Origin of the sequence: Nocardioides caricicola (genome assembly GCF_039541135.1) — a bacterium.
Lineage (GTDB): Bacteria > Actinomycetota > Actinomycetes > Propionibacteriales > Nocardioidaceae > Nocardioides > Nocardioides caricicola.
The window spans coordinates 180,635-206,507 of sequence record NZ_BAABFQ010000010.1 but is presented as its reverse complement, the minus strand read 5'-3'; the positions used below and the strand labels follow the sequence as shown (position 1 = coordinate 206,507).

Sequence of the window (25,873 nt, the reverse complement as noted above, 5' to 3'; positions counted from 1 at the left end):
CTCAGCCCTCGGCGAAGGCGCGGGCGTACTCCACCAGCGTCGTCACCGCGACGCCGGTGCCGCCGGAGGTGACGTGACCCCACGGGCCGCCGGTGTTGAACGACGGTCCGGCGATGTCGAGGTGCGCCCACGGGACGCCGGCGGTGAACTCGCGCAGGAACGCCGCCGCGAACAGCCCGCCGCCCCAGCGGATCCAGTCGTGCTGGGACAGGTCCGCGATCTTGCTGCTGCGGATCCGGTCGTTCATCGCCTCGGGGATCGGCATCGGCCACATCTCCTCGCCGGCGGCGGCGGCCGCGGCGAGCACGTCGGCGACGACCTCCTCGCTGCCCATCACGCCCGCGACGCGGTCGCCGAGCGCGACGACCATGTGGCCGGTCAGCGTGGCGACGTCGACGATCACGTCGGGCTTCTGCTCGGTGGCGCGCACCAGCGCGTCGGCGAGGATCAGCCGGCCCTCGGCGTCGGTGTTCTGGATCTCGACCGTGGTGCCGCCGTACATCCGCAGGACGTCACCGGGCCGCAGCGCGGAGCCGGAGAGCATGTTCTCCGCCATCGGGGCGAACGTGCTGACCTTGACCGGCAGCCCCAGCGCGGCGATCGCGTACGTCGCCTGCACGACCGCGGCCGCGCCCGCCATGTCGGACTTCATCTCGCCCATGCCCTGAGCCGGCTTGATCGTGAGGCCGCCGGAGTCGAACGTGATGCCCTTGCCGACCAGCGCCAGGTGCCGGGTCGCGCCCTTCGGCGCGTAGGTCAGCTCCACCAGGCGCGGCGGCGCGGACGAGCCGGCGCCCACTCCGAGGATGCCCCCGCACCCGAGCTCGGTGAGCTCGGTGTCGTCGAGGACCCGGATCGAGATCTTCGGCGCGCCCCGGCCCTTGGTCTGCTCCTTGGTCGCGGCGGCGACCGCGTCGGCGAACAGCGGCGGTGTGAAGTCGCCCGGCGGCGTGTTCACCCAGTCGCGGGTCGCGGCGACGGCCCGAGCGACGACCTGCGCCGCCTCGAACGCCGCGACGACCTCCTTGCGGCGCGCGCCGGAGCTGAGCACGACCACGTCATTGGGGCGGTCGGCGCCGCCGTTCTTCTTGTACGCCGTGAACGCGTACCCGCCGAGCTGGTAGCCCTCGACGACCGCGCTGACCAGCTCGGGCGTCTCGCCGGGGAGCGCCAGCGCGACCGAGGCGGCGTTCGTGACGCCGCGGGCGGCGACACCGGCGGCCTTGCGGACGGCGTTGGTGGTGGGCTCCTTGCCGAGGCCGACCAGCACCAGCAGCGGCGACGACACGATGCCGGCGGTCGGCACCTTCACGACCTCGCCGGCCTTGCCGGTCACGCCGAGGCTGGCCAGCAGCGGGCGCAGCTTGCGGCCGTAGGCCTTCGCGACCTCGTCGCCACCGTCGGCGAGAACCGGGCCCTCCGGCGACTGGACGACCCCGACGACGACGGCGTCGCTCCGGGTCTTGGCGGGGCTCGCGGCGCGCAGGGTGTAGGTCGTCACCCGCGCAGGATAGTCGGGTAAGTTCGCCGCCATGTCCGACCTGCCTCCGAGCGAATTGCTCCGATCCCCGCTCCACGACCGGCACGAGGCCCTCGGAGCGAAGTTCGCCGCGTTCGGTGGCTGGTCGATGCCGCTCGAGTACTCGACCGGCGTGGTCAAGGAGCACACCGCGGTCCGCGAGGCCGTCGGGATCTTCGACGTCAGCCACCTCGGCAAGGCGACCGTCGCCGGCCCGGGCGCCGCGGCGTACGTCAACCGGACGCTGACCAACGACCTCGGCCGGATCGGGCCTGGCCAGGCGCAGTACACCCTGTGCTGCGACGACGCGACCGGCGGCGTCGTGGACGACCTGATCGCCTACCTGTACGACGACGAGCGGGTGTTCCTCATCCCGAACGCCGCGAACACCGCGGAGGTCGTGCGCCGGCTCGAGGCCGAGGCGCCCGAGGGCGTCACGGTCACCAACCAGCACCGCGACTACGTCGTGCTCGCCGTGCAGGGCAGGAGGTCCGACGAGACGCTCGCCGCGGTCGGTCTGCCGATCGACCACGCGTACATGTCGTTCGCGGAGGCGGCCTTCGAGGGGGAGACCGTCGTCGTCTGCCGCACCGGCTACACCGGTGAGCGCGGCTACGAGGTCGTCGCTCCGAACTCCGTGGCCGTCGCGCTGTGGGACGCGCTGCTGGCGGCGGGGGAGCCGCACGGCATCCTCGCCTGCGGACTCGGTGCCCGCGACACGCTGCGCACCGAGATGGGCTACCCGCTGCACGGCCAGGAGATCTCCCTCGACGTCACTCCGAACGAGGCCCGGCTGGGCTGGGCGGTCGGCTGGAAGAAGGACGCCTTCTGGGGCCGCGACGTGCTGACCGCCGAGCGTGAGGCCGGGCCGAAGCGGGTCCTGCGCGGGCTGGTCGCGACCGGGCGCGGCATCCCGCGCCCGCACATGGGCGTGAGCCTGACCCCGGACGTCCTGCTCGGCGAGATCACCTCGGGCACGTTCTCGCCGACGCTGAAGAAGGGCATCGGCCTCGCGCTGCTGCCGTCGTTCGTCGACCCGGACGCCGAGGTCGGCGTCGACATCCGCGGCCGCCGCGAGATCTTCCAGCTCGTGAAGCCGCCGTTCCTCGACCCGTCGGTGCGAGAGGCCTGAGATGAACCTGCCGGAGCAGCCCACCTTCCGACCGCCGTCGCCGGCCGAGCGCCCGTGGTGGTGGCGCCTGGAGGACGCCTCGGGTGAGGAGGTCGCCGTCGGCGGCGACCTGGCCGAGCAGCGGTTCGCCAGCCAGGCCGACGCCGAGTCCTGGGTGGGCGAGACCTGGTCGGACCTGGCCGCCGAGGGCGTCGACGCCGTCGTGCTGTTCGAGCAGGACCGTCGGGTCTACGGACCCATGTCGTTGCATGAGTAGCGACCGATGCGCAACGACGCGGACTTCGCCGGCTACCTCGCCGCACGTTGGCCCGCGCTCGTCCGCAGCCTCGTCCTGATCGGCTGCCCGCGCGCGGAGGCCGAGGAGCTCGTCGTCGGCGCGCTGGCCCGCTGCTACCCGTCGTACGAGAAGGTGCGCGAGCACGAGGACATCGACGTCCACGTCTACGGCACCGTCCTCGACGCCTGGCACCGCCGGTTGAAGCACGGCGACGTCCCGGTCGAGGAACCGGCCCAGGAGCCCGCCGAGGAGCCCGCCGAGGAGGAGACCGACGAGGTGCTCCTGCGCCGCGAGATCGAGGCCGAGCTCGCCGCGCTGCCCGCGGCGCAGCGTGAGCAGCAGGTCCTGCGCCACGTCGCCGAGCTCACCGAGGACCAGGTCGCGGACGTGCTGGACCGGGCGCTGGGCCCGGAGCGCAGCCGGTTCTCCGAGGTCGACCACCGGATCGCCCGGGAGACCATCGAGGTCTCGCCGCCGCCGTACGACGTCGTGGTCGCGCGGGCCCGGGCCGCGCGCCGCCGCCGCAGCCGGATCGTGGTCGGCTCCAGCGTCGCCGGGGTGCTGGTCGTCGCCGGGCTGACGTGGTTCTCGACCCGGCCCGAGGCAGAGCCCCCGCCGCCGGAGGCGAAGGTGGTGGAGTCGAAGAACCCGATCGACCAGCCGTGGTACGGCGCCGGCCAGCTGCACCTGGCGAACGTGGCGGTCGAGGTGCCGCAGGTCGTCGACCTGGTGGAGGTCGGCGGCGGCGTCATCTACGCCGGCACCGACCGCGTGCTCGTCCGCCTCGGGCCCAACGGCGAGCTGAGCCGGCTCGGCACCAAGGGGCTCGGGTCGTCGATCGTCGCCTCCGACGAGCGCGGCTGGGCGGCCTGGGTCGGCGGTCCCAACGACAACCCGGAGCTGGTGGTGCACGACGTCGCCACCGGGGACGACGTCGCCCGGGTGACGGTCCCGCCCGGCTCGCGCGTGGTCGCGCTGGACCAGAACCGCGTCTACTACGTCGACGAGGGCCAGACCTACGGCTGGGACCCGCTGACCGGCCGGGTCGAGCTCCTGGCGAGCCAGGTGCTGCTCGACGTCGAGTCCGCGACCCGCGCCTACGCCGTCGGCTCGAGGGTCGACATGGTGCAGCCGTTCTTCAACGTGCACTTCGTGCGGCCCGGCGTCTCCGCCGAGTTCGCGCCCGGCGGCAACCTCCTGGTGGCCCGCCCGCCCGGGCAGGAGGAGGGGCCGTTCGCCCCGCTGCTGTACGACGCCCGCTCCGGTGAGCGGCTGCCGACGGGGATCGGCGGCGACGAGCTCGCCCTCGACGCGGCGTTCGGTCCGGACGGGACGATCGACTACCTCGTGATCCGGGCCGAGGACTACGGCGTCGGGCCGGACCTCGAGGGCAACGACCAGCCGCTCGTCGTGCTCCGCACCTGCACGGTCGAGACGGACCGGCAGGAGATGGAGTGCTCGGACGTCCTGCCGCTCGCCCGCGCGGACGAGGAGCCGATGCTCGCCCACTGAGGCCTTGCCGGGGCAGGCAGGATGGCGCCATGCGCTTCAGCCAGGTCGACGTGTTCTCCGCGCAGCCGCTGCGCGGCAACCCGGTCGCCGTCGTGCACGACGCCGACGACGTCTCCGACGAGGAGATGGCGGCGTTCGCCCGGTGGACCAACCTCTCCGAGACGACGTTCCTGCTCCGGCCGACCACGCCCGAGGCCGACTACCGGCTGCGGATCTGGACGCCCGGCGGTGAGCTGCCGTTCGCCGGCCACCCGACGCTCGGCAGCGCGCACGCGTGGCTGGAGGCCGGGGGATCGCCGGCCGGCGAGGACCTCGTGCAGGAGTGCGGCGCCGGGCTGGTGCGGATCCGCCGGGGTGAGCGGCTGTCGTTCGGGGCGCCGCCGCTGGTGCGGTCCGGCCCGGTGGCCGGGGACGACATCGCCGCCATCGCGCGGGCGCTGGGGATCGCGCGCGACCAGATCCTCGAGACCGAGTGGATCGACAACGGTCCCGGCTGGGTCGGCGTGCTGCTCCGCGACGCCGAGACCGTCCTCGGGCTGGAGCCGGACTGGGCGGCGTTCGGGAACCTGAAGATCGGCGTCGTCGGCCCGTACGCCGACGGACCTGTCGCGGTCGAGCTGCGGGCGTTCTGCCCCGGCTACGGCATGCCGGAGGACCCCGTCACGGGCTCGCTGAACGCCGGCGTCGGCCAGTGGCTGGCCGGCCGCACGCTGCCCACGTCGTACGTCGCCTCCCAGGGGACCGTGCTCCAGCGCGCCGGCCGGGTGCACGTCGAGCTCGTCGACGGCCAGATCTGGGTCGGTGGCGACACGCGGACGACGGTCACCGGCACGGTCTCGCTGGACTAGGGTCGGAGTCGTGCAGCAGTACCTCGATCTCCTCCAGCGGGTTCTCGACGACGGCGTGGAGAAGAGCGACCGGACCGGCACCGGCACCCGCTCGGTGTTCGGGCACCAGATGCGCTTCGACCTCGCGGCCGGATTCCCGCTGGTGACCACCAAGAAGATCCACACCCGCTCGGTGTTCGGCGAGCTGCTGTGGTTCCTCCGCGGCGACACGAACGTGAAGTGGCTGCAGGACCGCGGCATCACGATCTGGGACGAGTGGGCCGACGAGAACGGCGACCTCGGGCCGGTCTACGGCTACCAGTGGCGCTCGTGGCCGACGCCCGACGGGCGGCACGTCGACCAGATCGCTCAGGTCGTCGAGCAGATCCGCACCAACCCCGACTCGCGCCGCCACATCGTCTCGGCGTGGAACGTCGCCGACATCCCCGACATGGCGCTGGCGCCGTGCCACACGATGTTCCAGTTCTACGTCGCCGGCGGCCGGCTCAGCTGCCAGCTCTACCAGCGCTCGGCCGACATCTTCCTGGGCGTGCCGTTCAACATCGCGTCGTACGCCCTGCTCACGCACATGGTCGCCCAGGTCACCGGGCTGGAGGTCGGCGACTTCGTGCACACGCTCGGCGACGCGCACCTGTACTCCAACCACCTCGACCAGGCGCGGCTCCAGCTCACCCGCGACCCGCGGCCGCTCCCGACGCTGACGCTCGACCCGTCGGTCACGGCGCTCGACGCGTTCGACCTCGAGCACATCGCGGTCGAGGGCTACGACCCGCACCCCGGCATCAAGGCACCCATCGCGGTATGAGCAAGCGGATCATCCTGGTCGCGGCGGTCGCGCGGAACGGTGTCATCGGCAACGGGTCCGACATCCCGTGGAAGATCCCCGGTGAGCAGGCCGAGTTCAAGGCGCTCACCATGGGCCACGTGCTGGTGATGGGCCGCACGACGTACGAGTCGATCGGGCGGCCGCTGCCCGGCCGCACCACGATCGTCCTCACCCGCGACCGGTCGTGGTCGGCCGACGGCGTGCTCGTGGCGCACAGCTTCCTCGACGCGCTCGGCAAGGCGGCGTCGTACGACGGCGAGGTGATCGTCGTCGGCGGCGCGCAGGTGTACGCCGAGGCGCTGCCGCTCGCCGCCGAGCAGATCATCAGCGAGGTGCCCCTCGAGCCGGAGGGCGACGTGTTCTACCCGGACTTCGACCGCAACGCCTGGCTCGAGACCGACCGGGAGCACTTCGACGGCTACGAGCGGGTCTGGCTGGAGCGGGCGGCCAACCGCTTGTAGCGGCCGCTGGGTGGTGCGGAATGGTCACCAACCGCAGGTTGGGCACGCTCCCATCTGCGGTTGGTGACCATTCCTCGCATGCGCGCGGGCGTCGTGTGACCGGTGTGTCGGTAGGCCCCGTCCCTGTGACGTTCCGGCGGCCCGGGCCGGGATGGCGTGCGGAATGGTCACCAACCGCAGGTTGGGCACGCTCCCACCTGCGGTTGGTGACCATTCCTCGCATCGACGGCCCGACCGGCACGGCTCTTGTCGCGCCTGACAGGGTGGAGCCATGGAGCTCCGCATCTTCACCGAACCCCAGCAAGGTGCCACGTACGACGACCTGGTCGCGGTCGCCCAGGAGGCCGAGCGGCTCGGCTTCGGGGCGTTCTTCCGCTCCGACCACTACCTCGGGATGGGCACCGAGGGGCTGCCCGGCCCGTCGGACGCGTGGATCACGCTGGCCGGGATCGCGCGGGAGACCAGCACGATCCGGCTCGGCACGATGATGACCAGCGCGACGTTCCGGCTGCCCGGCCCGCTGGCGATCTCGGTCGCGAACGTCGACCAGATGAGCGGCGGGCGCGTGGAGCTCGGCATCGGGGCCGGCTGGTTCGAGGCCGAGCACACGAAGTACGGCATCCCGTTCCCGAGCACGGGGGAGCGGTTCGACCGGTTCGAGGAGCAGCTCGCGATCATCACCGGCCTCTGGGCCACCGAGGGTGGGTTCACGCACGCCGGCGCGCACTACCAGGTGACCGACAGCCCGGGGCTGCCGAAGCCGGTGCAGCCCAAGCCGCCGGTGCTCATCGGCGGGCTGGGCAAGAAGCGGACCCCGGAGCTGGCGGCGCGCTACGCGGACGAGTTCAACCTGCCGTTCGTCGACGAGGAGACCACGAGGGCGCAGTTCGCCCGGGTCCGCGAGGCGTGCGAGCAGCAGGGCCGCGACCCCGGCACCCTGCGCTGGTCCAACGCGCTGGTGCTCTGCGTCGGCGCCGACGAGGCCGAGATCGACCGCCGCGCGGCCGCGATCGGGCGTGAGAAGGCCGAGCTGCGGGAGAACGGGCTGGCCGGCACCCCCGACGAGGTCGTCGCCAAGATCGGGCGCTACGCAGCAGCCGGAGCCGAGCGGATCTACCTCCAGGTGCTCGACCTCGCCGACCTCGACCACCTGCGGCTGGTGGCGCGCGAGGTCATGCCGCACGTGTGAGCCGAGCGCGGAGCGATAACCTGTCCTCCATGACCACTGCTGCGCCTGCCGCTCCGTTCGGCCGCATGCTCACCGCGATGGCGACGCCGTTCGCCGCCGACGGGAGCCTCGACCTCGACGGAGTCCAGCGCGTGGCCAAGCACCTGGTCGCCCATGGCCACGACGGCCTGGTCGTCTCGGGCACCACCGGTGAGTCGCCGACCACCCTCAAGGAGGAGGACGGCGAGATCATCGAGGCGGTCCGCGAGGCGGTCGGCCCCGGCGTGAAGATCGTGGCGGGCGTCGGCACCAACGACACCGCGACCTCGACGTTCCTCGCGAAGCAGGCGGGCGAGCGGGGCGCCGACGGCGTGCTGCTGGTCTCGCCGTACTACAACAAGCCCGGCCAGCGCGGCATGCTCGCGCACTTCCGCCAGGTCGTCGACGCGGCCGAGGTCCCGGTGATGATGTACGACGTCCCCGGGCGCACCGGCAGCCTGATCGCGGTCGAGACGTACGCCGCGATGGCCGACTGGGACCAGGTCGTCGCGGTCAAGGACGCGACCGGCGAGATCGCGCGGGCCGCCAAGCTCGTGCAGCTCGGCTACGCCGTCTACTCCGGCGACGACGCCAACACCCTCGGCTACCTCGCGCACGGCGCCTGCGGCCTGGTCTCCGTGGTCGGCCACGCGGCCGGCAAGGAGCTCGCGTCGATGATCGACATGTTCATCGCCGGCGACCACGCCGGCGCGCTGGAGACCTACCAGCGGCTCACCCCGGCGTTCGAGGCCATGATGGGCGTGCCCAACTACGGCGCGACCACCGCCAAGGCGGCCCTGGAGCTGCTCGGCGTGCTCGACAACCGCCGGGTCCGCTCCCCGCTCTCCGAGCTCGACGACGACGAGGTGGCCGCGCTGCGCGCCGGTCTCTCCGCGTCGGGCCTTCTGTAGAACAAAGGACATCTCTTGAGTCACCCGCATCCCGAGCTCTCCGCGCCGGCCGCACTGCCGAAGGGGGGTCTCCGGGTCACCCCGCTGGGCGGGCTCGGCGAGGTCGGTCGCAACATGACCGTCTTCGAGTACGACGGCCGCCTGCTGATCGTCGACTGCGGGGTGCTGTTCCCCGAGGACCACCAGCCCGGCATCGACCTGATCCTCCCCGACTGGGGCTCGATCCGGGACCGCCTCGACGACGTCGAGGCCCTGGTGCTCACCCACGGCCACGAGGACCACATCGGCGCGACGCCGTACCTCCTGCGCGAGCGCGGCAACATCCCGCTGGTCGGCTCCGAGCTGACGCTGGCGCTGCTGGGCAGCAAGCTGCGCGAGCACCGGCTCAAGGAGACCGTGCACCACGTGGTGAAGGAGGGCGACCGGATCACGTTCGGGCCGTTCGAGCTCGAGTTCGTCGCGGTCAACCACTCGATCCCGGACGCGCTCGCGGTCGCGATCCGCACCGGCGCCGGGATGGTGCTCCACACCGGCGACTTCAAGATGGACCAGCTGCCGCTGGACGGCCGGATCACCGACCTGCGCGCGTTCGCGCGGCTGGGGGAGGAGGGCGTCGACCTCTTCCTCACCGACTCGACGAACGCCGAGACGCCCGGCTTCACGCCGGCCGAGAAGTCGATCACCCCGGTCATCGACCAGGTCTTCCGGGAGTCCTCGCAGCGCATCATCGTCGCCTGCTTCGCCTCCCACGTGCACCGCGTCCAGCAGGTGCTCGACGCGGCGTACGCGCACGAGCGCCAGGTCGCCTACGTCGGCCGCTCGATGGTCCGCAACATGGGGATCGCGCGCGACCTCGGCTACCTCAACGTGCCGCCGGGCGTGCTCGTGGACACCAAGGACCTCGCCGACCTCCCGCCGGACCGGCAGGTGCTGATCTCCACCGGCTCGCAGGGCGAGCCGATGAGTGCGCTGTCGCGGATCGCGCAGCGCAACCACAACTTCGTGCACATCGAGGAGGGCGACACCGTCCTGCTCGCCTCGAGCCTGATCCCCGGCAACGAGAACGCCGTCTACCGCGTCATCAACGGCCTGGCCCGCTGGGGCGCACGCGTCGTGCACAAGGGCAACGCGCTCGTGCACGTCTCGGGCCACGCCAGCGCCGGCGAGCTCCTCTACTGCTACAACATCGTCCGGCCGCGCAACGTGCTTCCGGTGCACGGCGAGATCCGGCACATGCTGGCGAACGCCGCGCTCGCCCGGGCGACCGGTGTCGAGAACGTCGTGATCGCCGAGGACGGCGTGGTCGTCGACCTGATCGACGGCGTCGCCGCGGTGGCCGGCAAGGTCGACTGCGGCTACGTCTTCGTCGACGGCTCGTCGGTCGGTGACATCACCGAGTCCGACCTGAAGGACCGGCTGATCCTCGGCGAGGAGGGCTTCATCTCCGTGATCGTGGTCGTCGACTCGGTGAGCGGGAAGGTGTCCGCCGGCCCCGAGATCCACGCCCGCGGCAACGCCCTGGACGGCTCGAACTTCGACGACGTGAAGCAGCCGATCATCGACGCCCTCGACCGGGCGATCGCGGAGGGCAACACCGACTCCTACCAGCTGCAGCAGACCGTGCGCCGGGTCATCGGCCGCTGGGTCAGCAACACGCACCGGCGCCGGCCGATGATCATCCCGGTGGTCATCGAGGCCTGAGGCGCGCGGGGGCGCGGTTCCGGATGCGGCCCTCGCCCCGCCTGTTCGTCCTGCGCCGCCACCGGCGTCGCCCTCGGGTCTGCGCCCGGTCGCTTGCCTCGCCGTGTCGTCGCTTCGCTCCGCCACGCCTCCGCTTCACGCGTCCCGGGCGCTGCCCCGGGGCTCCGCCGGCGTCGGACTTGGCCGCTCGCGTTCTCGGTTGTCACCTTCATGAAGAGGTGAGTGTGTCGGTGGTTGAGGTGCGAGCGAAGCGAGCCTCGAAACCACCACCCTCGGAAATGCGAATCGGCGCAGCCCTCGGGTGAGGACTGCGCCGACTCGGGTGTGGATCAGGTCAGCCCTGGCGGCCCAGGACGACCTTGTTCTGCTGCTTCTTCACGCACTTGACGACCTTGACGTTGTCGACGTACCAGCCGTCGTTGCCGCCACAGCCGTCGCGGCCGATCTCGAACCTGATCTTGATCTTCTGGCCGGGCTTGGCGCCGGCCTTCTTCAGGTCGATGATCGACGTGCCCCACGAGCCCGTCGGCAGGCCGCCGTCGGTGCCGGTGAAGCCGGTCTTGCCGGCGAGCGGGTTGGTGTTGCCCTCGGCCTCCGAGGTGAGCTCGAGCGGCTTGTTGTAGAGGTACGCCGACTTCGGCACGATCTTGAAGTCCTTGCCGTTGACGCTGATCTTCACCGTGCCACCGTCGTAGCCGGTCTCCGTCGCGACGTAGTGCTGGAACGACAGCTTCTGGACACCGTTGCCCGGAAGCTTGACCTGCGGGGTGGTGATGCCGTTGGTGCTGGAGAAGTCGTTCGCGCCGTTGGAGCAGGCACCCTCGTCGGGAGCCGGGCCGTATGCCGCCTTGGAGCCGTGGCTGCCCGGGAGGTCCGACGCGGTCTTCCAGGGCTCGGCGATGCCGCCCTCGAAGACGATCTTCTGCGTCTTGGCCCACTTGCCCAGGCCCTTCTCGAAGGTCTCCTTCCAGACCGTCCGGGTCTTGAACTTCGAGCCGCACAGCGCCGGCGGGTTCTTGGCGAACATCGGCTTGAAGTTGCACTGGGTCGGCTCGACGTTGAGCTCCGTCGCCTGGGTCGCGGCGAGGACCGCAGCGCAGTCCTCGGCCGTGATCGGGTCGGCGGCGGTCACGGTGTCCGGGTCGATCGAGACCGCGTTGATCGGCTTGCCCACCAGGTCGGCACAGCCGGTGGTGAGGGCGTTGGCGAGGTCGGGGAACCGCGAGGTCGGCGTGAGGTACGCCGACTGCGCGCGCCAGAACACGTTCGCAGCCTTGTCGAGACCGATCGAGGCGACCTCGACGCCGTTCGACGTGCTGCCGTCCACCAGCAGGGCGAAGGTGTGGTTCACGACGCCGGAGTTGGAGTGGACACCGCCGCTGTCGTCGGTGGAGCACCAGTACTCGGCGTCCGAGACCTTGCCAGGGTCGCCGTAGCAGGTGGGGGTCCACATGTCGCGGATCGCGCCGCCGAAGGCGGGGTCGCCCTCGCCGGAGAGCCAGCGGTAGGTGTTGTCCTTCGGGTCCTCGTCGATGTCCTTGATCGTGATGTTGACCGTGCCGGTCGCGCCCTTGATCTTGGCGCCGCTGGCCTGGTCGATCATCACGCCGTAGATGTCCGCGGTGCCCACGGGGCTGGACGGCGGGTCGGGGACGTTGTTGCCGATCACGATGCCGGTGGCTCCGGCGGCCTCGGCGTGGTCCGCCTTGATCGCGAACGAGCACGTGCCGCGGTCGACGTAGGCGAACTTGCCGGCCAGCGCGGCGGCGTTGTCGAACGGCGAGCAGCCGTCGGTGGGCGAGCCGCCGCCCTCCTCGGCGACGTCGGTGCCGACCACGACGTCGGAGGTGACGCCGTCCTTGTCGAAGACCGGGCCGAACGCGGCGGGAGCGGCCTCGCACGGTCCGGCGATCTCGGCCGGCGCGTTGATCGTGACGCCGACGTTGCCGCGGGTGAACTTCGAGCACTGGCCCTCGACGCGCGGGGTGTTCGGCGTCTCGTTGAAGCGGTCGTTGACCTGGTCGACGGTCTCGCCCCAGATGTCGGAGAACGCCTCGTTCATCGCTCCCGACTGCCACTGGTAGATCAGCCCGGAGGTGTACTCGGTGTAGGCGTGGCCCCACTCGTGGGCCACGGTGTCGTCGGAGGTGACGTCGGTGCAGTAGTTGGTCGTGACGCCGTTCCAGTTGGCGTTCGGGCAGGAGATGGTCGGGTCGTTGTTGACCGTCTTCATCGTCGAGCCCTCACCGTCGAAGGAGTCCCGGCCGAAGGTGTTCTTGAAGAGCCAGTAGGCGTCGCCACTGCCCTCCACTAGGTCCTGGTGGGACTGGTTGAGCGTGCCCGGGAACGGGTCGCCCTCCTTCCAGACCAGGTTGGCCGGCTCGGGGGACTCCTCGTAGACCTCGCGGTCCAGGGCGTCGGCGATCATCGAGTAGCGGTTCACGACCTTGCCGGTGCTCGCGTCGACGAAGACCATGTCGCGCACGTTCTTCTGGTTGGTCACCTCGACCACCCAGGCGAGGATGTTGTCGCCGGTCTGTCCGCGGATCGCGCCCAGGCGGTAGACGCTGAGCGTCGTCGACGCCGCCTTGATGCCGGAGAGGTCCGCGTCACCGTCGGCGCCGGGCGGGTTCGCCCGGACCGTCGAGATCGCGCGGGCCGCGGCCTCGGCCTGGGAGAAGGCGGGAGTCGTGCTGAGGGACAGGTCGGGGGCGACGAAGCCGTTGACCGAGGTGAGGTCACCGCTCTTGTCGAGGTTGGCGAGCAGCCGGGCGCCGAAGACCGGCACGCCCTGGTAGGTCTGGTCGTAGCGGACCGTCCAGCCCAGCTTCGTGGCGGTCACGCCCGCCTCGGTCAGCTGGTCGGCGGTGGCGCCGAAGGCGCCGGCGTACTTGTCGACGTACGCCGTGGCCTTCGCCGCGGCGCTCGCGCCGTCGGCGGCCTTCTGCGAGGGCATCAGGTCACCCTGGCTGGCCGCGCGGACGAAGCCGACCTTGCCCGTGGTGCGTTCGGTCTTGAAGCGGGCGCCTTCGGAGGCCTCGGCCTCCATGCGCTGGACGACGTTCTGGTCGGACTTGGTCGGTGTGCTGGCCGCCTCGGCCGACAGCGCGGGGAGCGCCGCCAGGCCGGCAGCCACGAGCGCGAGGCTGACACCTGTAGAGAGCAGTTTCACAGTTCCTCCGAGATAGGTGCGGCCCGCCCACGAGACGCGGGCCATGCGGGCACCCTAGGAACAGATCACGGGACAGGTCCAGAGTCGCGAGAGATTTGCCGGAACCCTCCGCGTCCCTTCCCGCAGGTCTTTCATCCAGAAGGGTGGCCCGAGACACGCACTGCTGTGATGCGTGTGACTGGAGTGACCGACGCCTAGGGTGGACAACATGGCGACCCGTACGTCTTCCCCGCCGGGGTCGCGGAGCAAGAGCACGTCTCGGACCAGCTCGAGCACCCGATCCCGGAGTACCAGCCCCAAGCGCAAGCCTGCCCCGAAGAAGTCGACTCGGAGCACGAGCAAGCGCAAGCCGGCCGCGCGCCGGCCCGCCACCCGTCGGCCCGCGCCGCGCGCGGTCCGCAACGGACCGGGCCCGATCGCGCGCACCTTCGCCGCGCTCTGGCGCGGCGTCTCGGCGATCTGGCTGGGCATCGCGCACGGGCTCGGGGCGCTGGCCCGGGGCATCGGCCACTCGGCGGAGGAGCTCGAGCCCGAGCACCGCCGCGACGGCGCCGGCCTGTTCCTCATCGGCGGCGCGATCGTCGTCGCCGCCGCCGTCTGGTGGCAGCTGCCCGGCGCGGTCATGGACGCCGCCCGGACGGTCGTCGAGGGCTCCGTCGGCAAGGTCGGCTTCCTCGTCCCGCTGGCGCTCGTGTACGTCGGCTGGCGCACCATGCGCAACCCGGAGCACAGCGGTCCGGCCGGCCGCCAGGTGGTGGGCTGGGCCGCGCTGTCGTTCGGGCTGCTCGGTCTCGTCCAGATCGCCGCGGACAACCCGCAGCCCGAGCTGGGGGACACCTCCGACCTGCGCACCGCCGGCGGCGCGGTGGGCTACGTCGTCGCCAGCCTGCTGCTCGACCTGCTCCGCTCGCCGTGGGTCGTGGTGCCGCTGCTCACGCTGCTCACGTTCTTCGGCGTCCTGATCATCACCGGCACGCCGCTCTACCAGGTCCCGGAGAAGCTCGGGCTGACCCGCGGTCACGCCGAGGAGGACGAGGACCCGGACGCGACCCAGGCGATCCCCGCCGTCAAGAGCAGCCGCCGGCGCAAGAGCGTCGACACCGACGACATCGATCCCGAGATGGGCGACCCGGCGTACGACAGCCCGGTCCTCGCCGAGCGCGAGCTGCGCAAGCGCAAGAAGCGGTTGGAGACCACCGACGACGGCCTCGACATCTTCGCGCCCGAAGCCCCGACCGAGGTCACCCCGCCGGTCACGCCGGTGGTCGAGGAGAAGGGCGAGCTCGAGCCGCCGCCCCACACGCCGCTGCCGCCGCGCGTCGAGCAGCTCGCGCTGTCCGGCGACATCGCCTACTCCCTGCCGACCAACGAGATGCTCAAGGCCGGCTCGCCCCACAAGGCGCGCTCGAAGGCCAGCGACGCCGTCGTCGAGCGCCTCACCCAGGTGATGGAGGAGTTCGGCATCGACGCCCAGGTCACGGGCTACACCCGCGGCCCGACGGTGACGCGCTACGAGGTCGAGCTCGGCCCCGCGGTCAAGGTCGAGAAGGTCACCGCGCTGTCGAAGAACATCGCGTACGCCGTCGCCTCGGCCGACGTGCGGATCCTCAGCCCGATCCCGGGCAAGTCCGCGATCGGCATCGAGATCCCCAACGTGGACAAGGAGATCGTCACGCTGGGCGACGTGCTGCGGTCCAACACCGCGCGCAGCGACCACCACCCGATGATCGCCGGCCTCGGCAAGGACGTGGAGGGCGGCTTCGTCGTCGCGAACCTCGCGAAGATGCCGCACCTGCTGGTCGCCGGTGCGACCGGGTCCGGAAAGTCGTCCTTCATCAACTCGATGATCACGTCGGTCCTGATGCGCTCGACGCCCGACGAGGTGCGGATGATCATGGTCGACCCGAAGCGGGTCGAGCTGAACGCCTACGAGGGCGTCCCGCACCTGATCACGCCGATCATCACGAACCCGAAGAAGGCCGCCGAGGCGCTGGCGTGGGTCGTGCGCGAGATGGACATGCGCTACGACGACCTCGCGAACTTCGGCTTCCGCCACATCGACGACTTCAACAAGGCGGTGCGCGCCGGCAAGGTGACGGTGCCGCCGGGCAGCGAGCGCGAGCTGGCGCCGTACCCGTACCTGCTGGTGATCGTCGACGAGCTCGCCGACCTGATGATGGTCGCGCCGCGCGACGTCGAGGACGCCGTCGTCCGCATCACCCAGCTGGCGCGGGCCGCGGGCATCCACCTGGTGCTGGCGACCCAGCGACCGTCGGTCGACGTCGTCACCGGCCTGATCAAGGCCAACGTGCCGTCGCGGCTGGCGTTCGCGACGTCCAGCCTCGCCGACAGCCGGGTCATCCTCGACCAGCCGGGCGCCGAGAAGCTGGTCGGCCAGGGTGACGGGCTGTTCCTGCCGATGGGCGCGTCGAAGCCCGTGCGCGTGCAGGGCTCCTGGGTGAGCGAGGCCGAGATCGCCACGGTCGTGAAGCACTGCAAGGGCCAGCTGGAGCCGTCGTACCGCGAGGACGTCACCGCCCCGGCGGCCGCCAAGCGCGAGCTGGACGACGACATCGGCGACGACATGGACCTGGTGATCCAGGCCGTCGAGCTCGTCGTGTCGACGCAGTTCGGCTCGACCTCGATGCTGCAGCGCAAGCTCCGCGTCGGCTTCGCCAAGGCCGGCCGGCTGATGGACATCCTCGAGAGCCGGGGCGTGGTCGGGCCGAGCGAGGGCTCGAAGGCCCGCGACGTCCTGGTCAAGCCCGACGAGATCGATGCCGTGATCGCGACCCTCCAGGGGGAGATGTGAGCAACCTCAGCGCAGACGTGCAGGAGACCACCCACGAGCTCGGGTCGGTCGAGATCCGCACCGACGCCCGCCTGGCGGCGGCGGTCGGCGGTGTGGCCTCGATCGTGTCGATCGCGTACCTCGCGCGCGCGATCGGCGACGGCGGGTGGCTGGAGTGGGCGTTGGTGCTCGTGACGGGCGCCATCGCGGCCGCCCACCTCCAGTCGCTCGTCGACGCGCGGGTACCCCTGCTGGTGGTCGACGAGCACGGCGTCCGGCTGCGCACCGGCCGGACCTGGCACGGCCTGCCCTGGCGCGACATCGAGTGCGTCGAGCACGAGCCGCGGCACGGCCTGCTCCGCGACGGCCGGGTCACGCTGGTGCCGGTCGACGAGGACGCCGACGTCCGTGCGGTGCGGCTTTCGCTCGCGACCCGGGTGCTCGGCGCGGACGGCGACCTGACCGCCGCCCTCGAGCGGCTGGCCGGCGACCCCGACCGCGTGGTCGAGATCGTCGAGGAACACGACGACGAGCCCGCCGGCGAGTGGGACGAGCAGGACCGGGAGCAGGACCGGGAGCAGCCCTGGGAGCAGCCCTGGGAGCAGGACGACGAGGTCGTCGAGCAGCCGGAGCACCCCGTGCTGCACGACCCGCGCCCGACGCTGGCGCGGGGGATCGGCTTCCTCGCCGACCGGCTGACCCTGCGGCACCGCCACGACGAGCCGCTCCTCGAGAGCGACGACGGCGAGCCCGAGCCGACCCAGGCGATGCCGGTCGTGCCCGTCGCCTCGGCCACCCCGCTGCCGTTGCGCGAGCCGGTGACCGGGACGCGCACGGAGGTGCGGTTCGACGGCGCGGCGGCGTACGCGCTCGACCACGCCGACGCTCAGGACGAGGTCCGGGCCGAGCTCCCCGAGGCGGGCGAGCTGCGCTGGACCGCGAGCGACGAGCTGCTGGTGCGACCGGCCGCCGACCCGGTGATCGGCTCGGAGCTGGCCGCGGCGCGCGCCCGCCTGCACCTCACCGTCGACCAGCTGGCGGAGCGGACCCGGATCCGCCCCCACGTCATCGAGTCGATCGAGGTCGACGACTTCGCGCCGTGCGGCGGCGACTTCTACGCCCGCGGCCACCTGCGCACGCTCGCCCGCGTGGTCGGCGTCGACGCGGCGCCGCTGCTCGCGTCGTACGACGAGCTGTACGCCGACGCCCCGATCGACGCGCGCCGCGTGTTCGAGGCCGAGCTCGCCACCCAGGCCGACGGCCCGATCCGCGGCACCCGCGGCGGCCCGAACTGGTCGGTGCTCGTCGCCGCGGTGATGGCGATCGTGCTGGCGTGGTCGATCGCCCGGCTGATCATGGACAGCCCGATCCAGCTCGACGAGCGCCCGGTGCTCAACGGCTCGCCGTCCAACCCCGCGAAGCTCGGCGCACCGGTGCCGGTGCTGCTCGACGCGTCCACCGGTGGCGCGCACGTGGTGGTGCACGACGGCACCGGCCAGGTCGTGTTCAACGGCGACCTGGCGTACGGCGACACCCGCGCGATCAAGGCGACGCCGCCGGTGCAGGTGCAGTCCTCGGACGGCTCGCTCGGGGTGACCATCGACGGCGAGGACCAGGGTCCGCTGGGCACCGAGGGCCAGCCGGCGTCCAACACGTTCGCCGCCCCGGAGTAGCGCGGCAGCGGCCGTTTAGGCCCGACACAGGTTCGGTTGGGATACTCGATCGGTTATGACTTCCCAGAACCTGCTGTCGGTGGCCATGGTCACCCTCGGATGTGCCCGCAACGAGGTCGACTCCGAGGAGCTCGCGGGCCGGCTGGAGGCCGACGGCTTCCGGCTGGTCGACGACCCGGCCGACGCCGACACGGTGGTGGTCAACACCTGCGGGTTCGTCGAGTCGGCCAAGAAGGACTCCGTCGACACCCTCCTCGCGGCCGCCGACCTGAAGGAGTCGGGCCGCACCCAGGCGGTCGTGGCGGTCGGCTGCATGGCCGAGCGGTACGGCAAGGAGCTCGCCGAGTCGCTGCCCGAGGCCGACGCGGTCCTCGGCTTCGACGACTACCCGGACATCTCGGCCCGGCTGCGCTCGATCATCGCGGGGGAGCAGCACCACGCCCACACTCCGCAGGACCGGCGCCGGCTGCTGCCGATCTCGCCGGTGGAGCGCTCGCTGTCGACGGCCGCGGTCCCCGGCCACGCGTCCGGACCGGCCTCCCTGCGGCGGCGCCTGGACTCCGGCCCGACCGCCTCGCTCAAGCTCGCCAGCGGCTGCGACCGACGCTGCTCGTTCTGCGCGATCCCCGCGTTCCGCGGCTCGTTCGTCAGCCGCCGGCCCAGCGACGTGCTGCAGGAGGCCCAGTGGCTGGGCACCCAGGGCGTGCGCGAGCTGTTCCTGGTGAGCGAGAACTCCACGTCGTACGGCAAGGACCTCGGCGACCTGCGGCTGCTGGAGACCCTGCTGCCCGAGCTGGTCGCCGTCGACGGCGTCGAGCGGGTCCGGGTGTCGTACCTCCAGCCCGCCGAGACCCGCCCGGGCCTGGTCGAGGCGATCGCGACGACGCCCGGCGTGACGCCGTACTTCGACCTGTCGTTCCAGCACGCCAGCGGACCGCTGCTGCGCCGGATGCGCCGCTTCGGCGACCCGGACAGCTTCCTCGCGCTGCTGGAGCAGATCCGTGGCTTCGCGCCGACCGCCGGCGTGCGCAGCAACGTGATCGTCGGCTTCCCCGGCGAGACCGAGCAGGACCTGGAGACGCTGTGCGACTTCCTCGTCGCCGCGCGGCTCGACGTGACCGGCGTCTTCGGCTACTCCGACGAGGACGGCACCGAGGCCGCGACGTACGACGGCAAGCTGGACGAGGACGAGGTGCGGGCGCGCGCCGAGCACGTGTCCGCGCTGGTCGAGGAGCTGACCGCGCAGCGCGCGCTCGAGCGGGTCGGCGAGCACGTCGAGGTGCTGGTCGAGCGGGTCGAGGACGCCCCCTCAGATGACCGGGTCGAGGGCCGCGCCGCCCACCAGGGTCCTGAGGTCGACGGATCGACGTACCTGGTCGACAGCGCGGCGAAGGTCGGCGACCTCGTGCGCGCGGTGGTCGTCGGCGCCGAGGGCGCCGACCTCTACGCTCGGGGACTGTGATGACCGAGGTCGAGGCGAAGCCCAGCAACTGGAACGTCCCGAACGTCCTCACGACCCTGCGCATCGCGTCGGTGCCGTTCTTCGCCTGGGCGCTGCTGATCGACGGTGGCGACTCGATCACCTGGCGCTGCGTGTCGTTCGTGATCTTCGTGGCCGCGATGATCACCGACAAGATCGACGGCGACCTCGCCCGCAAGCACAACCTGATCACGAACTTCGGCAAGATCGCCGACCCGATCGCCGACAAGGCCGTCACCGGGATGGCCTTCATCGGTCTCTCGATCGTGGGCGACATCTGGTGGTGGGTGACCATCGTGGTGCTGCTGCGCGAGTGGAGCGTCACCCTGCTGCGGCTCTCGGTCCTCAAGAAGGTCGTGATCGCGGCCAAGGACCTCGGCAAGCTGAAGACGACCTTCCAGGCGATCGCGCTCGCCACGCTCTGCCTGCCGCTGCGCGACCCGGACCTGCCCGGCTGGATGGAGACGCCCGGAGAGGTGCTGTTCTACCTCGCCCAGGCCTGCCTGGCCATCGCCGTCGCCCTCACGCTGTGGTCCGGCTACGAGTTCTTCCGCGACGTCTGGAAGCAGCGGCACAGCCTGCGCGCTCGAACCGTTACGTAAAGGCTGCCGGGCTGGAACAACTTGTTCACCGGGGCCCTTGCCTGGCACGGCAGTTTCGGGGTTATGTTGCGGGCACCCCCGCAACTCGTCGCCGAAAGGTCTCCTCGTGCCCTCCAGCAGTTCTCGGGTGCGCCAGGGCATGCGTGCCCTCGCCACCGTCTCCGGGCTCGCGCTCGTCGCGTCCTCAGCTGCCTTGGTCAGCTCCACTGCCGACGCAGCCACGCCCAACGTCTACGTCAACGTCGTCGCCACCAACGACTTCCACGGCCGCATCAAGTCCAACGGCGTCGAGGCCGGTGCCGCAGTGCTGGCCGGTGCCGTCGACCAGATGCGGGCCACCTGGCCCAACACCGTCTTCGCGGCCGCCGGTGACCTGATCGGCGCCTCGACCTTCGAGTCGTTCATCAACCAGGACAAGCCGACGATCGACGCCTTGAACGCGGCCGGCCTCGAGGTCTCCGCCGCGGGCAACCACGAGTTCGACAAGGGGTACGACGACCTCGTCAACCGGGTGCTGGCTCCCTACGACGCCACCACCAACCCGTACGGCGGCGCGGAGTGGGAGTACATCGCCGCCAACGTGATGATGAAGGACACCGAGGACCCGGCCCTCGACCCGACGTTCGTGAAGGTCTTCAACCAGGGCGCCGTCAACGAGGTCAAGGTCGGCTTCGTCGGCGCGGTCACCGAGCACCTGCCCGAGCTCGTCACCCCGTCCGGCATCGAGGAGATCGAGGTCACGGGCATCGTCGAGGCGGTCAACACCGAGGCCGACGCGCTCAGGGCCGACGGGGTCGACGCGGTCGTGATGCTGGTCCACGAGGGCGCGCCCTCGACCGACTGCGACGCGATGGACGACGACCCGACCTCCGACTTCGGGAGCATCGTCACGGGCGTCAACGCCAACGTCGACGCGATCGTGTCGGGCCACACCCACCTGGCCTACAACTGCAAGTTCCCGGTGGCGGCCTGGCAGGGCGACGCGGGCCACCCCGTCAAGGAGCGCCCGGTCGTCTCGGCGGGACAGTACGGCTACAACCTGAACCGGCTCGGGTTCACGATCTCGCCCGACGACAACAAGATCCTCAACATCTCCCAGAGCCTCGTGCCGCTGACCGAGTGTGTGTCGGCCTGTGGCTCCTCGAGCGCCGTGTTCGCGCCGCTCTACCCGGCCGACCAGGAGGTCCAGCCGATCGTCGACGACGCCGTGGCGGACGCCGCGGTCAAGGGCGCGGTCAAGCTCGGTGAGATCGCCGACGGCTTCAGCCGCGCCTACCGCGGCAAGGCCGGTGGCGGTACCGAGGAGAACCGGGGCGGGGAGTCGACCCTCGGCAACCTCGTCGCCGAGGTCCAGCGCTGGGCGACCGAGTCCGAGACCGCCGGCGGGGCGCAGATCGCGTTCATGAACCCCGGCGGCCTCCGCAAGGACATGGTCGGCAGCACGCCGGACAGCTACCCGTCCGACCTCACCTACAAGCAGGCCGCGGACGTGCAGCCGTTCGCCAACACGCTCGTCAACATGCAGCTGACCGGCGCGCAGATCAAGAAGGTCCTGGAGCAGCAGTGGCAGCCCGAGGGCTCCTCGCGCCCGTTCCTGCGGCTGGGCACCTCGGCCGGCTTCAGGTACACCTACGACCCGGCGACGAAGACGGTCACCGGCATGTGGCTCAACGGCGAGGAGATCGTCGCGACCCAGTCGTACTCGGTCACGGTCAACTCCTTCCTCTCCACCGGTGGCGACAACTTCTTCGAGTTCGCCAACGGGACCGGGCGCCGCGACACCGGCAAGGTCGACCTCGAGGCGATGGTGGACTACCTCGCGGAGTTCGGCACCGAGGCCAACCCGCTGCCGGTCGACTTCGCCCAGCACGCCGTGGGCGTTGCGTTCCCGGCCGGTGCGCCGGCGACGTACGCACCGGGGTCCACGCTGGCGTTCGAGGTGTCGTCGCTGGCGATGACCGGCGCGGGCGACGCCAAGGACAGCCAGCTCACCCTGGCGATCGACGGCACGGACGCCGGCGTGACGCCGGTCGACAACACCGTCCCGGAAGCCACGCCGTACGACGAGTCCGGCACCGCCTCGGTCAGCGTCGAGCTGCCCGAGGGCCTCGCGCCGGGCGAGCACACCATGACGCTCACCGGCGAGACCACGGGCACGGTCGTCACCGTGCCGTTCGTGGTCCGCGCGGCGAGCGCGGCGTCGAAGACGACCGCCACCGTCAGCCCGGACAAGGTCGTCGTCGACAAGACGAAGGCCACCGTCAAGGTCACGGTGAAGGCGGGCGGCCAGCCGGCAGCCGGGAAGGTCACGGTCAGCGTGGCCGGCAAGACCTACCGGGCCACGTTGGAGAACGGCAAGGCGAGCGTGACGCTCAAGAGGTTCTCCAGCACCGGCAAGAAGACGGTCAAGGTGAAGTACCTCGGCAACGCCGACACCGAGCCGTCCAGCACCTCGGTGACGATCAAGGTCGTCAAGAAGTAGCGCCCACGTCGGGGCCCGCCGCGAGGCGGGCCCCGACGCGGTTCTCCCCACAACTGCATTCTCGGAAGGACTTCACCATGTCCACGTCATCTCGGGCGTCGCGACGGGTGCTGGCGAAGCTCGCCGGTCTCGCCGTGGCGGTCATGGGCCTCGCCCTCGTTCCGTCCGCTCCTGCGAACGCCGCCACCGGCGTGTTCATCAGCGAGCTGCACTACGACAACGTCAGCACCGACAGCGGCGAGTTCGTCGAGGTGACAGCACCGGCCGGCACCGACCTCACCGGCTATCAGGTCGTGCTCTACAACGGCGCCACCGGGGCGTCGTACGACACCGACGCCCTGACCGGCGTGGTCGCCGACCAGCAGGACGGCTGGGGCACCGCGGTCCTCGACTACCCGTCGAACGGGATCCAGAACGGCGCACCGGACGGGCTGGCGCTCGTGGACGACGGCGTGGTGGTGGAGTTCCTGTCCTACGAGGGACCGCTCACCGCGACGAACGGGCCGGCCAGTGGCCAGACGGCCACCGACATCGGGGTGCTGGAGCCGGACACCACGCCCGTCGGCCAGTCGCTGCAGCGCCAGGCCGACGACACGTGGGCCGCTGCCGCACCGAGCACGAAGGGCGTGCCGAACGGCTACACCGGGGGTGGCGAGCCGGCCGAGCTCGCGGCCGACGACCCGGGGGACAAGACCGGCCTCGTGGGCGAGCCGATCACCGGGTTCACGCTGGCGGCGACCGGGGGCGAGAGCCCCTACGCGTGGTCGGCCACCGGAGTGCCGCCCGGCGTCGAGGTGAGCGCGGACGGCGTCGTGTCGGGCACTCCCACGGCGGCCGGCGACTACGCCGTCACGGCGACGGTCACCGACGCCGCGGGCGACACGGCCGGCGTGGAGTTCGGCTTCGTCGTCACCGCGCTGGAGACCGTGCCGATCGCCGAGATCCAAGGGACCGGCGAGACGGCGGCGCGCACCGGCACGCAGCGGACCAGCGGTGTCGTGACCGCGGCCTACCCGGCCGGCGGCCTGAACGGGTTCTACCTCCAGACCCCCGGCACCGGGGGATCGATCGACCTGGCGACCCACACGGCGTCCGACGGCATCTTCGTCTACCAGGGCACGATCCCGGTCACCGTGGCCCGAGGTGACCACGTCCAGGTCACCGGCGCCGTCGGTGAGTTCGCCGGCGCAACGCAGATCACGATCCCGAACGCCGGCAGCGTCGTGGAGCTGAGCGAGGCAGTGCCGGCGCCGACCCCGGCGATCACCGCCTGGCCGGACACGGACGCCGAGAAGGAGAGCCTCGAGGGCATGCTGTTCGCGCCCCAGGGCGAGTTCACCGTCTCGAACAACTACGCGACCAACCAGTACGGCGAGCTCGGGCTGGCGGTGGGCGACCGCCCGCTGATCCAGCCCACGCAGGTCGGCGCTCCGGGCTCGGCCGCGGCGACGGCCCAGGCGGCCGACAACGCGGCGCGCGCGATCACGCTCGACGACGGCTCGTCGACCAACTTCACCGCCTCGTCGAGCAGCGCGTCGACGTGCAGCCCGCGGCCGGCGCCGTGCCTGTTCAACGGCCACCTGACCCCGCCGTACATCTCGAACACCGAGCCGATCCGGGTGGGTGCGACCGGCACGTTCCAGGACCCGGTGATCCTGACCGAGGGGGGCAGCCCGAGCGCCCCGACGTACCGGTTCCAGCCGGTGGAGCGGGTCGTCGGACCGGACAACGCCGCCGCCCCGGCGACGTTCGAGAACACCCGCACCGCGGCCCCCGACCAGGACCTGATCTCGGCCGAGGGCGACCCGGTGGTCGAGATCGCGTCGTTCAACGTGCTCAACTACTTCACCAGCCTCGGCGACCCGAACGACGACAACGTCCCGGACGCCGGCTGCCTGGCGTACTACGACCGCGACGACGACGGCAACACGGTCCGGGACGGGTGTGACTTCCGAGGGGCCTGGGACCCCCAGGACCTCGGCCGACAGCAGACCAAGATCGTCGACGCGATCAACGCGCTGGGTGCCGACGTGGTCGGTCTGATGGAGATCGAGAACTCGCGCCAGCTGGGAGAGGCGCCCGACGAGGCCGTCAGCGCTCTCGTCGCGGCTCTCAACGCCGACGCGGGTGCCGGCACGTGGGCGGCGAACCCGTCGTCGTCCGAGCTGCCCGCGGACGGCATGGACGTGATCACCAACGCGATCATCTACAAGCCGGCCGCGGTCGAGCGGGTCGGCGAGGCGCGTGCGCTCGGCACGCTGAGCGGCGACGACCAGGCCTTCGGCAACGCACGCGAGCCGATCGCCCAGGCCTTCAGCCCGCGCGCCGGCGGCGACCCGTTCCTGGTCGTCGTCAACCACTTCAAGTCGAAGGGCTCGGCCGGCCCGTGGCCGGGCGACGCCGACACCGGCGACGGCCAGGGCGCGTCGAACGAGTCGCGGATGCGGCAGGCGCAGGCGCTGGCCGACTGGGTGCCCACGATCCAGGGTGACGTCGACGACGTCTTCCTGATGGGCGACTTCAACTCCTACGCCCAGGAGGACCCGATGCGGATCCTCTACGACGAGGGGTACACCAACCTCGAGGTCGCCTCGGGCAACGACGAGTACTCCTACTCGTTCTCGGGCCTCTCCGGCTCGCTCGACCACGTCCTGGCGAACACGTCGGCGCTGGAGCGGTTCACCGGTGCGGACGTGTGGAACATCAACGCGGTCGAGCCGGTGGCGATGGAGTACAGCCGCTACAACTACCACGCGACGGACTTCTACCAGGAGGGTCCGTACCGATCGTCCGACCACGACCCGGTCGTCGTCGGGCTGGACGCCGGCACCGAGGCCAGGGCCGCGTCGAGCGTCACCGCTCGTGCGTTGCCCCCGGTCACGATCGCCAAGCTCCTGCCGGTGCTGCTCGTGGTGCAGGTCGACTCCGACGGCGACGTCACGCCGACCGGGAGCGTCACGGTGACGTGGGACGGCAAGTCCCGCGTGGTCCAGCTGCAGCAGGGCTACGCCGCGGTCAACCTCGGCACCTTCCGCACCGCGGGCATCCACGAGGTCGAGGTCAGCTATGCCGGGGACGAGGCGACGGAGCCGTCGAGCACGACCGTCACGGTCCGGGTGATCAGGCTGTTCTGACCCGGATCCAGGACCTGGCGTCGGGGCCCGGCTATCGGCGGGCCCCGACGCCAACTTGAGGCCTGAGCCGAAATCTTCGCCGACTTGTTACAAGATGTTGGCGGATTCTCTTCCTGAGACGTTCGTTTCAGGGTTAGGTTCCCTG

General features: G+C 71.3%; 17 protein-coding genes. 15 read left to right on the top strand and 2 right to left on the bottom strand.

What is annotated here, in order from left to right:
* Nucleotide 1: 1 nt before the first annotated feature.
* Nucleotides 2-1,501 (bottom strand): leucyl aminopeptidase, encoded by a 1,500-nt coding sequence (locus ABD875_RS21840; RefSeq protein ID WP_345182304.1) that lies wholly within the window; start codon nt 1,499-1,501, stop codon nt 2-4.
* Nucleotides 1,502-1,532: 31 nt separating this feature from the next.
* On the opposite strand from ABD875_RS21840, the gene gcvT reads away from it, so the two are divergent.
* The 9 genes from gcvT (at nt 1,533) to ABD875_RS21795 (ending at nt 10,394) form a co-directional block, all read left to right on the top strand.
* On the top strand, nt 1,533-2,651 hold the full coding sequence (gene gcvT / locus ABD875_RS21835) for a glycine cleavage system aminomethyltransferase GcvT (RefSeq protein ID WP_345182301.1): 1,119 nt from the start codon (nt 1,533-1,535) through the stop codon (nt 2,649-2,651).
* A gap of 1 nt (nt 2,652) precedes the next feature.
* Nucleotides 2,653-2,907, top strand: a complete 255-nt coding sequence (locus ABD875_RS21830; protein ID WP_345182299.1) for a hypothetical protein — start codon at nt 2,653-2,655, stop codon at nt 2,905-2,907.
* Between the two features lie 6 nt (nt 2,908-2,913).
* Nucleotides 2,914-4,440, top strand: a complete 1,527-nt coding sequence (locus ABD875_RS21825) for a SigE family RNA polymerase sigma factor (RefSeq protein WP_345182297.1) — start codon at nt 2,914-2,916, stop codon at nt 4,438-4,440.
* A 29-nt stretch (nt 4,441-4,469) separates the two neighbouring features.
* Nucleotides 4,470-5,288, top strand: a complete 819-nt coding sequence (locus tag ABD875_RS21820) for a PhzF family phenazine biosynthesis protein (protein ID WP_345182295.1) — start codon at nt 4,470-4,472, stop codon at nt 5,286-5,288.
* Nucleotides 5,289-5,298: 10 nt separating this feature from the next.
* Nucleotides 5,299-6,093 (top strand): thymidylate synthase, encoded by a 795-nt coding sequence (locus ABD875_RS21815; RefSeq protein ID WP_345182293.1) that lies wholly within the window; start codon nt 5,299-5,301, stop codon nt 6,091-6,093.
* On the top strand, nt 6,090-6,575 hold the full coding sequence (locus ABD875_RS21810; RefSeq protein WP_345182290.1) for a dihydrofolate reductase: 486 nt from the start codon (nt 6,090-6,092) through the stop codon (nt 6,573-6,575). Before ABD875_RS21815 ends, ABD875_RS21810 begins: the two co-directional genes overlap by 4 nt.
* 271 nt (nt 6,576-6,846) lie before the next feature.
* Nucleotides 6,847-7,764 carry an LLM class F420-dependent oxidoreductase gene (locus ABD875_RS21805; protein WP_345182288.1) on the top strand — a complete coding sequence of 306 codons (918 nt, stop codon included), beginning with the start codon at nt 6,847-6,849 and terminating at the stop codon, nt 7,762-7,764.
* 29 nt (nt 7,765-7,793) lie between these two features.
* Nucleotides 7,794-8,693, top strand: a complete 900-nt coding sequence (gene dapA / locus ABD875_RS21800; protein ID WP_345182286.1) for a 4-hydroxy-tetrahydrodipicolinate synthase — start codon at nt 7,794-7,796, stop codon at nt 8,691-8,693.
* 15 nt (nt 8,694-8,708) lie between these two features.
* Nucleotides 8,709-10,394 (top strand): ribonuclease J, encoded by a 1,686-nt coding sequence (locus ABD875_RS21795; protein ID WP_345182284.1) that lies wholly within the window; start codon nt 8,709-8,711, stop codon nt 10,392-10,394.
* Nucleotides 10,395-10,728: 334 nt separating this feature from the next.
* Here the strand turns inward: ABD875_RS21795 and ABD875_RS21790 are convergent, their stop codons facing one another.
* Nucleotides 10,729-13,530: a M4 family metallopeptidase gene (locus ABD875_RS21790; RefSeq protein WP_345182282.1), complete on the bottom strand. Its 2,802-nt coding sequence runs from the start codon at nt 13,528-13,530 to the stop codon at nt 10,729-10,731.
* Between the two features lie 244 nt (nt 13,531-13,774).
* Between ABD875_RS21790 and ABD875_RS21785 the strand changes: the two genes are divergently transcribed.
* From ABD875_RS21785 to ABD875_RS21760, 6 genes are all read left to right on the top strand, one after another.
* A complete protein-coding gene (locus tag ABD875_RS21785; RefSeq protein ID WP_345182280.1) occupies nt 13,775-16,378 on the top strand; it encodes an FtsK/SpoIIIE family DNA translocase in 2,604 nt (867 codons plus the stop codon).
* Nucleotides 16,375-18,030, top strand: coding sequence for a helix-turn-helix domain-containing protein (locus ABD875_RS21780; RefSeq protein ID WP_345182278.1), 1,656 nt, complete (start codon nt 16,375-16,377; stop codon nt 18,028-18,030). The genes ABD875_RS21785 and ABD875_RS21780 overlap by 4 nt, the downstream gene beginning before the upstream one ends.
* Before the next feature lie 55 nt (nt 18,031-18,085).
* Complete coding sequence (rimO, locus tag ABD875_RS21775) at nt 18,086-19,492, top strand: 30S ribosomal protein S12 methylthiotransferase RimO (protein ID WP_345182276.1); 1,407 nt, start codon at nt 18,086-18,088, stop codon at nt 19,490-19,492.
* The gene (gene pgsA / locus ABD875_RS21770; protein WP_345182274.1) at nt 19,492-20,112 is read left to right on the top strand and encodes a CDP-diacylglycerol--glycerol-3-phosphate 3-phosphatidyltransferase; all 621 of its coding nucleotides are present in this window, start codon (nt 19,492-19,494) and stop codon (nt 20,110-20,112) included. The genes rimO and pgsA overlap by 1 nt, the downstream gene beginning before the upstream one ends.
* Before the next feature lie 106 nt (nt 20,113-20,218).
* Nucleotides 20,219-22,594, top strand: coding sequence for a 5'-nucleotidase C-terminal domain-containing protein (locus tag ABD875_RS21765; RefSeq protein WP_345182272.1), 2,376 nt, complete (start codon nt 20,219-20,221; stop codon nt 22,592-22,594).
* A gap of 77 nt (nt 22,595-22,671) precedes the next feature.
* Nucleotides 22,672-25,728 carry an ExeM/NucH family extracellular endonuclease gene (locus ABD875_RS21760; RefSeq protein WP_345182270.1) on the top strand — a complete coding sequence of 1,019 codons (3,057 nt, stop codon included), beginning with the start codon at nt 22,672-22,674 and terminating at the stop codon, nt 25,726-25,728.
* Nucleotides 25,729-25,873: the final 145 nt, after the last annotated feature.

Bases quoted from the DNA above. Each gene is read 5' to 3' on its own strand.
- gcvT (WP_345182301.1), top strand. From the start codon at position 1,533: ATGTCCGACCTGCCTCCGAGCGAATTGCTCCGATCCCCGCTCCACGAC.
- ABD875_RS21830 (WP_345182299.1), top strand. From the start codon at position 2,653: ATGAACCTGCCGGAGCAGCCCACCTTCCGACCGCCGTCGCCGGCCGAG.
- ABD875_RS21825 (WP_345182297.1), top strand. From the start codon at position 2,914: ATGCGCAACGACGCGGACTTCGCCGGCTACCTCGCCGCACGTTGGCCC.
- ABD875_RS21820 (WP_345182295.1), top strand. From the start codon at position 4,470: ATGCGCTTCAGCCAGGTCGACGTGTTCTCCGCGCAGCCGCTGCGCGGC.
- ABD875_RS21810 (WP_345182290.1), top strand. From the start codon at position 6,090: ATGAGCAAGCGGATCATCCTGGTCGCGGCGGTCGCGCGGAACGGTGTC.
- ABD875_RS21805 (WP_345182288.1), top strand. From the start codon at position 6,847: ATGGAGCTCCGCATCTTCACCGAACCCCAGCAAGGTGCCACGTACGAC.
- dapA (WP_345182286.1), top strand. From the start codon at position 7,794: ATGACCACTGCTGCGCCTGCCGCTCCGTTCGGCCGCATGCTCACCGCG.
- ABD875_RS21785 (WP_345182280.1), top strand. From the start codon at position 13,775: ATGGCGACCCGTACGTCTTCCCCGCCGGGGTCGCGGAGCAAGAGCACG.
- rimO (WP_345182276.1), top strand. From the start codon at position 18,086: ATGACTTCCCAGAACCTGCTGTCGGTGGCCATGGTCACCCTCGGATGT.
- pgsA (WP_345182274.1), top strand. From the start codon at position 19,492: ATGACCGAGGTCGAGGCGAAGCCCAGCAACTGGAACGTCCCGAACGTC.
- ABD875_RS21760 (WP_345182270.1), top strand. From the start codon at position 22,672: ATGTCCACGTCATCTCGGGCGTCGCGACGGGTGCTGGCGAAGCTCGCC.